This window comes from Streptomyces sp. SID14436, from assembly GCF_010548465.1.
In the GTDB taxonomy this organism is placed as follows: domain Bacteria; phylum Actinomycetota; class Actinomycetes; order Streptomycetales; family Streptomycetaceae; genus Streptomyces.
The window spans coordinates 1-13,267 of the sequence record NZ_JAAGMD010000148.1; the positions used below are offsets into that span (position 1 = coordinate 1).

At 71.3% G+C, this 13,267-nt stretch carries 13 protein-coding genes; 12 read left to right on the forward strand and 1 reads right to left on the reverse strand.

The features are described 5' to 3' along the window. The 9 genes from G3I53_RS05620 to G3I53_RS05660 all read left to right on the forward strand — a co-directional run. Positions 1-1,035, forward strand: a 1,035-nt coding sequence (locus G3I53_RS05620; RefSeq protein WP_164438078.1) for an MBL fold metallo-hydrolase, incomplete at its 5' end; no start/stop codon positions are given. 287 nt (positions 1,036-1,322) lie between these two features. Beyond that, positions 1,323-2,573, forward strand: coding sequence for a helix-turn-helix transcriptional regulator (locus G3I53_RS05625; protein ID WP_164334939.1), 1,251 nt, complete (start codon positions 1,323-1,325; stop codon positions 2,571-2,573). Between the two features lie 122 nt (positions 2,574-2,695). Beyond that, positions 2,696-3,193: a DUF6415 family natural product biosynthesis protein gene (locus G3I53_RS05630; RefSeq protein ID WP_164334917.1), complete on the forward strand. Its 498-nt coding sequence runs from the start codon at positions 2,696-2,698 to the stop codon at positions 3,191-3,193. Between the two features lie 205 nt (positions 3,194-3,398). Continuing rightward, positions 3,399-3,899, forward strand: a complete 501-nt coding sequence (locus G3I53_RS05635) for a hypothetical protein (RefSeq protein WP_164334919.1) — start codon at positions 3,399-3,401, stop codon at positions 3,897-3,899. 76 nt (positions 3,900-3,975) lie between these two features. After that, a complete protein-coding gene (locus tag G3I53_RS05640; protein ID WP_164334921.1) occupies positions 3,976-4,629 on the forward strand; it encodes a class I SAM-dependent methyltransferase in 654 nt (217 codons plus the stop codon). Positions 4,630-4,801: 172 nt separating this feature from the next. Next, positions 4,802-5,665, forward strand: a complete 864-nt coding sequence (locus tag G3I53_RS05645) for an arylamine N-acetyltransferase (RefSeq protein ID WP_164334923.1) — start codon at positions 4,802-4,804, stop codon at positions 5,663-5,665. 23 nt (positions 5,666-5,688) lie between these two features. Beyond that, positions 5,689-5,934, forward strand: a complete 246-nt coding sequence (locus G3I53_RS05650) for a hypothetical protein (RefSeq protein WP_164334925.1) — start codon at positions 5,689-5,691, stop codon at positions 5,932-5,934. 66 nt (positions 5,935-6,000) lie between these two features. After that, positions 6,001-6,990: a DNA polymerase III subunit delta gene (holA, locus tag G3I53_RS05655; protein WP_203592009.1), complete on the forward strand. Its 990-nt coding sequence runs from the start codon at positions 6,001-6,003 to the stop codon at positions 6,988-6,990. Between the two features lie 210 nt (positions 6,991-7,200). Beyond that, positions 7,201-7,596, forward strand: coding sequence for a nuclear transport factor 2 family protein (locus G3I53_RS05660; RefSeq protein WP_164334929.1), 396 nt, complete (start codon positions 7,201-7,203; stop codon positions 7,594-7,596). A 255-nt stretch (positions 7,597-7,851) separates the two neighbouring features. On the opposite strand, the gene rpsT is transcribed toward G3I53_RS05660, so the two are convergent. Next, positions 7,852-8,118, reverse strand: a complete 267-nt coding sequence (gene rpsT / locus G3I53_RS05665) for a 30S ribosomal protein S20 (RefSeq protein ID WP_164334931.1) — start codon at positions 8,116-8,118, stop codon at positions 7,852-7,854. 267 nt (positions 8,119-8,385) lie between these two features. Here rpsT and lepA point away from each other — a divergent pair, with 267 nt between their 5' ends. The 3 genes from lepA to G3I53_RS05680 all read left to right on the forward strand — a co-directional run. Beyond that, a complete protein-coding gene (gene lepA, locus G3I53_RS05670) occupies positions 8,386-10,254 on the forward strand; it encodes a translation elongation factor 4 (protein ID WP_164334933.1) in 1,869 nt (622 codons plus the stop codon). Between the two features lie 259 nt (positions 10,255-10,513). Then, a complete protein-coding gene (locus tag G3I53_RS05675; protein WP_164334935.1) occupies positions 10,514-12,388 on the forward strand; it encodes an AMP-dependent synthetase/ligase in 1,875 nt (624 codons plus the stop codon). Positions 12,389-12,638: 250 nt separating this feature from the next. Continuing rightward, on the forward strand, positions 12,639-13,267 hold a 629-nt coding region (locus G3I53_RS05680; protein WP_203616689.1), incomplete at its 3' end, for an ATP-binding protein.

A 13,267-nucleotide genomic window follows, 5' to 3' on the forward strand; every position in this document is an offset into this window, starting at 1 on the left:
ATCGCGGGCATCGCCCGCACCGGGGCGGCGCTGCCCGGCGCGGGGGTGGACTGGCCGGGCAGCTGGGCCGGGGCGGCCCTGCTCGCCGCGGTCACCCTGGTCGTGCTGCTCGTCGGCCGACGGCTGCTGCGGCACCCGTGGTGGTGCGGGCTGTGCGCGCTGCTGCTGGTCCTGGTGGTGGTGCGCCCGCCCCCGCTGGCCCGGGTGATCACCGGCTGGCCGCCGCCGGGCTGGCGGATGGTCATGTGCGACGTGGGCCAGGGCGACGCACTGGTGCTGGCAGCGGGCGGGGACACCGCGGTGGTCGTGGACACCGGCCCCGACCCGGCCGGCGTGGACCGCTGCCTGCGCTCCCTGGGCATCAGCAGGATCCCGCTGGTCGTCCTCACCCACTTCCACGCCGACCATGTGGCGGGCCTGCCCGGAGTGCTGCGCGGGCGGTCGGTCGGCGCGATCGAGACCACGGGGCTGGCGGAGCCCGCGGGGCAGGCCGCGTTCGTCCGCCGGCTCGCCGCAGCTGCCCGCATCCCGGTGACCCGGGCCGCCACCGGGGAACGGCGGCGCGCGGGCGGCGGCCTGTCCTGGGAGGTGGTCTGGCCCCCGCAGGACGCTCCCGCGCCCCCACCGGGGCAGCCGTTCCGGCCACCGCCGCCGGCACCCGTGCCCGAGGGGCCGAACGACGCGAGCGTCGCCCTCCTCGTCCGCACCGGCGGCCTGCGCCTGCTGCTGCTCGGCGACCTCGAACCCCCGGCCCAGCGGGCCCTGGCGCGGTCACCGGCCGCCGGCTCCCTGACCGGCGTCGACGTGCTGAAGGTCGCCCACCACGGCTCGGCCCACCAGGACCCGGGCCTGCTGCGCCGAGCGGCGCCGAGGCTGGCCCTGATCAGCGCGGGCCAGGACAACCCGTACGGCCACCCAGCCCCCCGCACGGTCGCCGCACTGAGAGCGGGCGGGGCAACGGTCCTGAGCACCGACCGGGACGGGGACCTGGCCGTGGTGGGGGCGGGGGAGGGGTTGCGGGTGGCAAGGAACTGACGAGCGGGCGGACATCCTCCTTGCAGCACCGACGGGAACGATCCAGACGTCATCGACGAGGGAGTACTCCCTGGGGCGGCGGCCTCCGTGACTGCTTCCCGGAGGGGGCGAGGCGGCGGCCCTCGCTCACCCCCACCTTTGGTGAGGGCCTTCACGCTCACACCGCGGTGCGCGCGGGCCCCCCAGAGCTCCCGGGAGCCGATTCGGTTTTCCGTCGCAGGACACACGAGAAACGGCCTTGCCCCTACGCTTGCCGTGACGAAGCTGCGAGGAGGGACACAGCTGTGATGCCTCAAGAAGCTGCCACCGATCCTTACGCCGATCCCCTGCGGTTCGGCCAGCGGGTACAGATCCTCCGAGAGCGCCGCGGCATGACGCAGGCTCAGCTGGCCGACTTCATGGGTGTCTCACCGCATACCCTGCGGAAGATCGAGAACGGGCAGCAGAAGACGCCCGGCCTCGACATGGTGATGCGCATCGCCGAGGCACTGCGGGTGCGTGATCTCGGAGATCTGACTGGTCGCCCGGACACTCGGGTCGACCTGTTCATCGGACCCGGTCACCCTCGCCTGGCCGCCGTGAAAGCGGCCGTCGACAGCTTCCCGCCCATGAACAGCGTGGAGCCGCCTCCGGTCGCACACCTGGAAGCGCGTCTGCACGCGGCCTGGCGGAAGCGGCACGCGTCGAAGAACCACCGTGAGGCGATCGGTCGGCTGTTGCCGGATCTCATCCGGGACGCGCAGGCCCTCACGCGGCATGCGGACACCGCCGCGGAGCGCCGCCGCGCGCAGGCGCTACTCGCCGAGGTCTACAGCCTCAGCCAGTTCTTCATCGCCTTCCAGCCGGACAGCCACCTGTTGTGGCGGGTGGCGGAACGGGGCATGGTCGCAGCCCAGGAGAGCGGGGACCCGCATGCCATCGGTGTCGCTTCGTGGCTCCTCGCGCAGGCCCACCGGGACAGCGGGCCACGCCACTTCGAAGCCGCAGATGCGGTGAACCGCGAGGCGGTGGCCTACTTGAGGCCGCTGTTGCCGGACGCCACCGAGGACGTCCTCGCCATCGCGGGCGCTCTCGAGTTCGAGCTCGGCTACACCGCTGCCCGCCGCCGGGAAACCGGCACGGCGTGGCTGCACTGGGACAAGGCCAACGACATGGCCCGGCGCCTGCCCACCGACTACTACCACCCCGTCACCAGCTTCGGTACGGCCATCATGGGAGCGCACGCGGTCACCGTCGCGGTGGAGCTCCACCAGGGCGGCGAGTCCGTCCGGCAAGCAGCGCGCGCGGACCGGAGCGTCATCAAGTCCCGCCCGCGCCGGGCCCGTCACCGCATCGAAGAAGCCCGCGGCTATCGACTGGACAACCAGCTGGACACGGCTGTCGCGGTGCTGGAGAAGGCGGCCGAGGCCGCACCGGAAACGATCCGCTACAACGGCTACGCCCGCGCCATCCTGCTCGAAGAAGTCGAGTCGACTCAGGCAGCCCGTCGGCGACGCGCCGCTGAAGTGGCCTCACGCATCGGCCTTCTCGCTGCCTGAGCGTAGCGACCGGATCACGGTCGGCGATCGGGTGTCTGTGCTCCTACGTTCATAAGCGTCCGTCCCCGGCGAGGTGGTGAGAACTCGTCGGGGGGGCCAACGCTGCAAGGAGCGCCGACATCATGAACCGTACAGCCCCTCCGAAGCCCGGCGCCCGTATCGCCGACGTCGGCTCGATGCGTGCCGACGCCGCCTGGTTCCTGGACCAGGTAACCCTGCCCCGCCATGGGCTGGTGGCCCTGTTCGCCCGGGACTTCACGCGCAATCTCCACGACCTCATGCCCTGCATCGAGCAGCTGGCCACGTTGCGCGGCGTCGACGACGTGCCCACGCAAGCAGCCCTCGCAGGCGTCGCCGAGACGCATCGGCGGCTCGCCGAGCCGGAGGCCGCCGGCCTGGCCGGGGAGGTGGCCCGGGTGAGGCGGCTGGCCCGCTCGGTGCGTTGCCTGTGCGACCACTACGAGGCCCTGTCCGAGGTCCGCATGTGCGTGGCCTGCGACCGGCCGGTCGAGGGCGCCGACGACACCGTGCCGTACGACCGGATCGTGCCCTCCGCCCATGGCGGCCGGTCCGCCCTCATCCACGCCAGATGCACCCCCGCAATGTGGCCCTGCGGCTGACCGCGGCCCTTCCCTCTGCCCCTGGTGTGACGGGGCTCCACGGCGACCGCAGGGTAAGGGTCGCAACCCCAGCGCCCGTCCGCCGGAGGGCCGCAAGCCTTCGGCGGGCCGGGTCCCGCAAGCCCCCGCCTCAGGCCCCGAACCCTGGACAGGTGGAGCTTCGGGGCGGGGCCCGCACGGCACGACACCTCAGAAGGGATCGTCCATGACCATCACTCTCGAACCGCCTGCAACGACCACCACGAGGGACCCGCAGGAACTGCTCAACGCGGTCGCGCCGCACATCACCGAGCTGACCGTCAACATCTTCGACTCCGGCATGACCCTGTGGGAGCGTGAGGTCGCCCTGCTGCTCCGTGACCACACCATGGTCCGTGACATGGCCGAACGGATCCTCGGCAACGCCGTCATGTACGTCATCGGGTCCGTCGAGCATCCGGACGTGCACCTCGGGGTCGGAAAGCTGGTCGACATCGGTGTCCACCAGCTCATCCTCGACACGCCCGTGTGGTGGGGCATCTGCCGCCTGTACAACGGCGGCCGGTTCAAGCACCACGCCCCGTTCATCTCGCGCCGCAGCGACGGCCTGTGCCTGCGCACCGGTGACTTCCTGAAGAGCCAGGGCTGGGCCATCGACGAAGAGCTCTGGACCATCGACGGTGCGAGCTGCTCCCCGTGCGATGACAAGGTGCCCGACAGTCACTGACCCGTTACAGTCGCCCCTGCCCTCACTGCGCCCCGAGGGCGGGGCGATCCGCACCCACCAGGCAAAGGACTCCGTAGTGCCCGTACCGCACGACATCGCCGCCGAGACCGAACTGTGGGACGCCTACGCCGAAAGCGCATTCGATGCGGAGGCGGAACCCTCGTTCTGCTGGACGCAGTACCGGGGTCATGGCCCCGGCCCCGAGCTGCTGGGGGCGCCGGAGTCCGTCCTCGAGATCGGTAGCGGCACCGGCAGGGCACTCGCTCACCTGGCGCAGCAGGACATCAAGGCGACGGGCGTGGACCTGTCGCCGCGGATGGTGCAGCTGGCCGGTGAGCGGTGGGGCCCCCTGGGAGCGCGGATCGAGCAGGGTGAGGTCCTCGACTGGCTCGCCGCCGACACCGGCCGGTACGACGCGGTGTACTCGATCTTCGGGGCCGCCTGGTTCGCGGACCCTTCCCGGCTCTTCCCGCTGGTCCGTGATCGGCTCAAGCCGGGCGGGAGGTTCGTGTTCTCCCATCCTCCGGCGATCCCGGGCGCGTACGGACCGCAGGGCATGTACAAGGGCGGGTTCGCGGGGAAGGCCATGTTCACCTACCGCTACAGCTACAAGCCCGCGGTGTGGGAGCGGCACCTGATCCGGGGCGGCTTCACCTCGGTCGAGGCCGTGATCCTGGACGCCCCCACCGACGGGCACATCGGCACCCTGCTCGTCAGCGCCGTAGCGTAAGCGCCTCAAGCGGGCCGCTCGTCTGCTGTGCACCGACCGGGACGGGGACCTGGCCGTGGTGAGTGCGGGGGAAGGGCTGATGGCGGTGCGGAGTTGAGGGTCGTGCGGCGGGGTGGCAGCGGATCCGGCGGACCGGGGTCCGCAGGCCGTCGGCCCGCGCGAGACTGAGGGCATGGACGCGACCCGGATCGATGCCTACCTGTCCCGCCTGGGCGCCGAGCGCCCCGACCGCCCCACCTCGCAGGCGCTGCGCGAGCTGCATCTGCGGCACCTGCGGACCGTGCCGTTCGAGAATCTCTCGCTGCACCTCGGCGAGGAGATCGTGCTGGACGAGAAGCGGCTGGTGGACAAGGTGGTGGAGGCCCGGCGGGGCGGGTTCTGCTACGAACTCAACGGGTCCTTCGGGGCGTTGCTCGCGGCCCTCGGCTATGACGTGAGCCTGATGGCGGCCCGGGTGTACGGGGACGGGGGCCGGCTCGGCATCCCCTACGACCATCTCGCGCTGCGGGTGCGGACGGTGGACGGCGGTGACTGGCTGGCCGACGTGGGGTTCGGGGCGCACTGCCATCTGCCGCTGGCGTTCCCGGACCGGGGGGACCAGGCCGATCCCGGGGGGACCTTCCGGATCGCGGTGGCGGCACCGGACGCGGCCGGGGTGCGGGGCGGGCACGGTGAGGTGCCGGACGCCGCGGACCTGGACGTGAGTGTGGACGGGCGGCCGGTGTACCGGCTGGAGGTGCGGCCGCGGGCCCTCGGCGACTTCACGGCCGGGGTGTGGTGGCACAGCACCTCGCCCGTCTCGCATTTCACCCGCTCCCTGGTCTGCTCACGGGTGACCGACGACGGCGGCCGGATCACCCTCAGCGGCAGACGGCTCACGGTCACCGCCCCGGACGGTGCCCGCCAGGAGCGCGCCCTGGAGCGGGACGAGGAGGTGCTCGCGGTGTACCGGACCCGGTTCGGGATCGAGCTGGACGCGGTGCCCGAGGTGCGGGGGACCGGACGGGAGGTGCGGGGGACCGGACGGAACGGCTGACCCCGTGCCGGACAATGGCTCGCGTGAGCGATGTACGACATGTGCTGGTGCTGCCCGACCGGGATGCCGCGGAGGAGGTCGCGGAGGTCTTGGGGGAGCGGTTCCGGATCGACGAGGAGCCGCTGGTCGTCCGGGACGCGCTGGCGGGTGAGGACGATGCGGAGGACGCCCAGTGGCTGGTCGTCCTGCGCGACGAGAAGGGCATGCTGGATCCCGGGGAGCTGGACGCCTTCGCCGGGGAGTGGGAGGGCTGGCGGGAGGAGCCGTAGGGGCGGGCGGGCCCGCTTTGCCGGGGCCGCCTCTCGTTGTCGGTGGTGCGTGGGATGCTGGTCGCGATGGCCAGGAAGAACGCATCCGACGACCCCCTCGCCCCGGTGACGCTCGCCGTGGGCCAGGAGGACCTGCTGCTCGACCGCGCCGTGCGGGAGGTGGTGGCCGCCGCGAAGACCGCCGACGCCGACACGGACGTGCGGGACCTCAGCTCCGACCAGCTCCAGCCGGGCACGCTCGCCGAGCTGACCAGCCCGTCGCTGTTCGCCGAGCGCAAGGTCGTGGTCGTGCGCAACGCGCAGGATCTGTCGGCGGACACCGTCAAGGACGTGAAGGCGTACCTCGGGGCGCCCGCCGAGGAGATCACGCTGGTCCTGCTGCACGCGGGCGGGGCCAAGGGAAAGGGCCTGCTGGACGCGGCGCGCAAGGCGGGGGCGCGGGAGGTGGCGTGCCCGAAGATGACCAAGCCGGCCGACCGGCTGGCCTTCGTGCGGGGCGAGTTCCGCACCGCCGGGCGGTCCGCCACGCCGGAGGCCTGCCAGAGCCTGGTCGACGCCATCGGCAGCGACCTGCGGGAGCTCGCGTCGGCGGTGTCCCAGCTGGCCGCCGACGTCGAGGGCACCATCGACGAGGAAGTGGTCGGCCGCTACTACACGGGCCGGGCCGAGGCGTCCAGCTTCACCGTCGCCGACCGTGCGGTCGAGGGGCGGGTGGCGGACGCGCTGGAGGCGCTGCGCTGGTCGTTGTCGACGGGCGTGGCCCCGGTGCTGATCACCAGCGCCCTCGCGCAGGGCGTGCGGGCCATCGGCAAGCTGTCGGCTGCGCGTGGCGGACGGCCGGCCGACCTGGCCCGGGAGCTGGGCATGCCGCCGTGGAAGATCGACCGGGTGCGGCAGCAGGCGCGGGGCTGGACGCCGGACGGCGTGGCGGTGGCGCTGCGCGCGGTGGCCGAGGCGGACGCCGGGGTCAAGGGCGCCGGGGAGGACCCGGAGTACGCGCTGGAGAAGGCGGTCGTCACCATCGCCCGCGCGGCCCGTTCCCGCGGCCGGGCCTGAGGCGCAGAACTCGCCCTGGCTCTCCCCGGCTTCCCCTGGCACTTCCCGACTTCCCCGGGCGCTCCCGGTCCCTCCCTGGCTCCCCCCGGGCTCTCCCGGCAGTGCCCGGTGCGCGGCGCCCCGTGATCGAGTCGCCCGGGGCGTGGTGAGGAGGAGAATCGGGTGCATCAGCCGTCAGTCGCCCAGGCAACCGGAGAGGTGGCGAACGTCATGGCTGAACACCCGCACGCACAGCTCGTCCGCAAGGGCTACGAGGCTTTCACCCGGGGTGACATGGACACCCTGCGCACCTTGATGTCGGCGGACTGCACACACCACGTACCCGGCAGCCACCCCCTGTCGGGCGACTTCAAGGGCCAGGACGCGATCATCGAGATGTACGGGCGGCTCGCCGAGGAGACCGGCGGGACGCTCGACGTCGCAATGGAGCACATCCTCGTCGACGGCCGGGGCCACGCGGTGGCCGTCCACCGCTTCCGGGCCGAGCGGCAGGGCCGCAGGATCGACGAGGCCGGATGCATCGTCTTCCGCATCGTCGGCGACAAGATCACCGACCTCGACGAGTGCGTGGAGGACATCGACACGGCCAACGAGTTCTGGTCGTAGGGCCGGTCGGCACGCCCGCCCCGTGATCCCCGGGGGCGCACCGGCCCCTGATCCCCAGAGGGCGCGCCCGGCCCCGCCAAGCCGGAGGACCCCGCCCGGCCCCCGGGGAAGGGGGCGGACGGGGTCCTCCGGTGAAGCCGTTGAGCCCGTACCCGCGTGGCGAACGCAGGCCGCGTACGGGCTCGGGGTGCCGGTCGGGGGCGGATGAGAGAGGGCCCGCCCGGGGTCCTTCCGGCGATCAGATCAAGGAGTGGTTCAGCCCTTGACGGACGCGACCTTCTGCGCCAGCGCCGACTTCTTGTTGGCGGCCTGGTTCTTGTGGATGACGCCCTTGGAGACGGCCTTGTCGAGCTGACGCGCGGCGACGCGCTGGTACTCGGTGGCCTTCTCGACGTCACCCGCGGCAGCGGCCTCGCGGGCCTTGCGGATCGCGGTCTTCAGAGACGACTTGACGGCCTTGTTGCGCAGCCGCGCCTTCTCGTTGGTCTTGTTCCGCTTGATCTGGGACTTGATGTTCGCCACGAATGAGCCTCTACAGTTCTGGCACGGTGCCGTCCGGTGCCGCGGACATGCGGCGCCGCACGAATCCGTGCCGGGTGATTTCTTCAGACGTGCCTCGCGCTGAGAGGGCATGAGACACAGCCCCCCACACTAGCAGTGGCCCTTTCGGTGGCCCAAACCCGTTCCGGGTCGCCACCCGTGGGACCATGGAAGCTACGTAACGATCCGACCCGAGACCGCAGACGCACAAGCACACGTATGCGGACGCCTCAAGAATCAGGACCCTGCGTGCCCGCGATCCCTAGCCATGTGCCCGAGCCGAGCCGTACCGACCCGGCTCTGATCCGCAACTTCTGCATCATCGCGCACATCGACCACGGCAAGTCGACACTCGCCGACCGGATGCTCCAGCTGACCGGTGTGGTCGAGCAGCGGCAGATGCGCGCCCAGTACCTCGACCGCATGGACATCGAGCGCGAGCGCGGCATCACGATCAAGTCCCAGGCGGTGCGGCTGCCGTGGGCGCCGACCCACGACAAGAGCGCCACGCACATCCTCAACATGATCGACACCCCCGGGCACGTCGACTTCACGTACGAGGTGTCGCGCTCGCTCGCCGCCTGCGAGGGCACCATCCTCCTGGTGGACGCCGCCCAGGGCATCGAGGCGCAGACCCTCGCCAACCTGTACCTGGCGATGGAGAACGACCTCACCATCATCCCGGTGCTCAACAAGATCGACCTGCCGGCCGCGCAGCCCGAGAAGTTCGCCGAGGAGCTGGCCAACCTGGTCGGCTGCGACCCCGACGACGTCCTGCGGGTCTCCGCGAAGACCGGGCTGGGTGTCGAGACGCTGCTGGACAAGGTCGTCGCCGAGGTGCCCGCCCCGGTCGGCGTCAAGGACGCCCCCGCCCGCGCGATGATCTTCGACTCGGTCTACGACTCCTACCGCGGTGTCGTCACGTACGTCCGTGTCATGGACGGCCAGCTCAACAAGCGCGAGCGGATCCGGATGATGTCGACCGGCGCCACGCACGAGCTGCTGGAGATCGGCACCAACTCGCCCGAGATGCTCTCCTCCGACGGCCTCGGGGTCGGCGAGGTGGGCTACCTCATCACCGGCGTGAAGGACGTCCGGCAGTCGAAGGTCGGTGACACCGTCACCACCCAGCACAAGGGGGCCGAGGAGGCGCTCGGCGGCTACAAGGACCCCAAGCCCATGGTGTTCTCGGGCCTGTATCCGCTGGACGGCTCCGACTACCCCCTGCTGCGCGAGGCCCTGGACAAGCTCCAGCTCAACGACGCGGCCCTGGTCTACGAGCCGGAGACCTCCGCCGCCCTCGGCTTCGGTTTCCGCGTCGGCTTCCTCGGCCTGCTGCACCTCGACGTGATCCGCGAGCGCCTGGAGCGCGAGTTCGGGCTCGACCTGATCGCCACCGCGCCCAACGTGGTCTACCGGGTCCTCATGGAGGACGGCACCGAACACACCGTCACCAACCCGAGCGAGTTCCCCGAGGGCAAGATCCACGAGGTGTACGAGCCGGTCGTGCGCGCCACCATCCTCGCGCCCAGCGAGTTCATCGGCGGGATCATGGAACTGTGCCAGAACCGGCGCGGTGTGCTGCTCGGCATGGACTACCTCTCCGAGGACCGGGTGGAGATCCGCTACACCCTGCCGCTCGCGGAGATCGTCTTCGACTTCTTCGACCAGCTGAAGTCGAAGACCCGCGGCTACGCCTCCCTGGACTACGAGCCCACCGGTGAGCAGAGCTCCACCCTGGTGAAGGTCGACATCCTGCTGCACGGCGACAAGGTGGACGCGTTCTCCGCGATCACCCACAAGGACCAGGCGTACGCGTACGGCGTGCGGCTCGTCGCCAAGCTGAAGGAGCTGATCCCGCGGCAGGCGTTCGAGGTGCCCGTGCAGGCCGCCATCGGCTCGCGCGTGATCGCCCGCGAGACCATCCGCGCCATCCGCAAGGACGTGCTCGCCAAGTGCTACGGCGGTGACATCAGCCGCAAGCGCAAGCTGCTGGAGAAGCAGAAGGAGGGCAAGAAGCGCATGAAGATGGTGGGTTCCGTGGAGGTCCCGCAGGAGGCCTTCATCGCCGTCCTCTCCAGCGATGACAGCGCGGGGTCGGGCAAGGGCAAGAAGTAACCGGACACCCGCGCCGAGGTTACTGCGGGTTACTCCTCATATCGGGCGGAAAGGGGGCCCGTCGCACGCCAGTGCGGCGGGCCCTGTACGTCGGATGGGTAGCTCTCTGTAAAAAGTGACAGGCCGCGGCCCCTTACGCGGCGGCCGGTCGCCCCTTACTCTGTCCGTGCTCGATAGTTACTCGCGAGTTAAACAACGGCGCGCGAGTGAAACCAGCCGCACTGAGCCAGCCGCACCGTAGCGGGCCCCGGAGGATGTCTTGAGCGACACACAGACTTTGATCGAGAACCGTCCGCCGAGCGTGGCGGCCCTCTTCCTGGAGCGTGTGGCGTCCACACCGGAGGCGGAGGCGTACCGCTACCCCGTCCCGGCCGCCTCCGGCACGGGCCCGGACGACTGGAAGTCGCTGACCTGGGCGCAGACGGCGGACCGGGTCACCGCGATCGCCGCCGGCCTGGTCGAGCTGGGGGTGAACCCCGAGGAGCGGGTCGCCCTGGCCTCCTCGACCCGGGTCGAGTGGATCCTCGCCGACCTCGGCATCCTGTGCGCGGGCGCCGCGACCACCACGGTCTACCCGCAGACCAACGCCGAGGAGTCCGCCTACATCCTGTCCGACTCGCAGAGCCGGGTGCTCGTCGCGGAGAACGCGGAGCAGGTCGCGAAGGCGGTCGCCAAGCGTGACGAGCTGCCCGACCTGACCCGGGTCGTGGTCGTCGATGCCGAAGGCGTCGAGACCGACGACTTCGTGATCACCCTGGCCGAGCTGGAGCGCCGCGGCGCGGCCCGGCTCGAGAAGGAACCGGAGCTGATCAAGGAACGCGTCGCCGCGATCACCAAGGACCAGCTCGCCACCCTCATCTACACCTCCGGCACCACCGGCCGCCCCAAGGGCGTCCGCCTGCCGCACGACAACTGGGCCTACATGGCCCGGGCGATCCCCGCGACCGGCATGGTCCACGCCGACGACGTGCAATACCTCTGGCTGCCGCTGGCCCACGTCTTCGGCAAGGTGCTCATCTCCGGCCAGATCGCGGTCGGCCACGTCACCGCCGTCGACGGCCGCGTCGACAAGATCATCGAGAACCTGCCGGTGGTCCAGCCGACCTACATGGCGGCCGTGCCGCGCATCTTCGAGAAGGTCTACAACGGCGTGGCTGCCAAGGCGAAGGCCGGCGGCGGCGCCAAGTACAAGATCTTCCAGTGGGCCGCCGAGGTCGCCCGCGAGTACGCCAAGGTCACCCAGGACAACTTCCGCCGCACCGGCACCGCGAGCGCGCCCCTCGGCCTGCGGACGAAGCACGGCATCGCCGACAAGCTGGTGTACGCCAAGATCCGCGAGGCCTTCGGCGGCAACCTGCGGGCCTGCATCTCCGGCTCCGCCGCGCTCGCCCCGGACATCGGCTTCTTCTTCGCCGGCGCCGGCGTGCACATCCTGGAGGGCTACGGGCTCACCGAGTCCTCCGCGGCCTCCTTCGTCAACCCCGGCGAGGCCTACCGCACCGGTACCGTCGGCAAGCCGCTGCCCGGCACCGAGGTGCGGATCGCCGACGACGGCGAGATCCTGCTGCGCGGCCCCGGCATCATGCAGGGCTACCACAACCTGCCCGAGAAGACCTCCGAGGTGCTGGAGGAGGACGGCTGGTTCCACACCGGGGACATCGGTGAGCTGTCGCCCGACGGCTACCTGCGCATCACCGACCGCAAGAAGGACCTGATCAAGACCTCCAGCGGCAAGTACATCGCGCCCGCCGAGGTCGAGGGCCAGTTCAAGGCGGTCTGCCCCTACGTCTCCAACATCCTGGTGCACGGCGCCGACCGGAACTACTGCACCGCCCTCATCGCCCTCGACGAGGCCGCCCTCACCGCCTGGGCGGCGGAGAACGGCATGGAGGGCAAGTCCTACGCGGACATCGTCGCCGCCCCGGCCACGGTCGAGATGGTCGACGGCTACGTCAAGCAGCTCAACGAGGGCCTGCAGCGCTGGCAGACCATCAAGAAGTTCCGTCTCCTGCCGCGCGACCTCGACGTCGAGCACGGCGAGATCACCCCGAGCCTGAAGCTGAAGCGGCCCGTGGTGGAGCGCGAGTACAAGCACCTCATCGAGGAGATGTACGAGGGCGCGCGCGAGGCGTGACCTCCGCGTCGCAGCGCACGCGACGACGAGCCGAGGCGGGGTCCCGGGCCGGTGCGGTCCGGGACCCCGCCCGTCGTTCCCACCCTGATCGGAAGCGGACGCCTTTCTGTCCGTTCCTGAGCACCCGCCGAGCACTGTTCCCTCTCATGGCGGCCCACTTCGGTAACTCCTTGCTCATGGGCGGGGTCGGTCTGTCACCCTGTCGGCATCGATCGGCGTGTATTCGTACGAACTGCCCGGGGAGCTGCCCATGGGGGCCATTCCGACCCAACGGGAGACCACCTCGCGTGCCCATGGGGCGCCGGAGTGCGCGCGGGCGGACGCGACCCTGACCGGGAGCCCCCTCGCGCCCGGCTCCGCCCGCGCCGTGGTCCGGGCCGCCCTCGCCGAGTGGACCGGACTCGCGCTGCCCGGCACCGAGCACCTCACCGGCCGTGCCGGGGACGACGCCGAACTGATCGCCAGCGAGCTCGTCACCAATGCCGTCGTCCACGCCGGGACGGACCTACGGCTCACCTGCCGCCTGGAGGAGGGCACCGGCGCGCTGATCGTCGAGGTCCGCGACCGGCACCCCTCGCGCGCCCCGCGCGGCGACGAACCGGAGACGGCCCCGCACCACACCCTCGAGTACGGGCGCGGCCTGCGCCTCGTCGCCGCGCTCTGCGACGCCTGGGGAGTGACGTACCGGCCCGGCGAGAAGACGGTGTGGGCCCGGCTGCCGCCCGGGGGCCGCCCGGAGGCGGACGGCATCGAGGCGTACGCGGCCGACGCCGCCCCGGCGCACGACCTGAGCCTGGCGCGGATGCTCGCGACCGGCACGCCGACGGCCACGCCCAGGGCGACGTGGCCGTCGGAGCGGTCCGCGCCGCTGGAGACGGG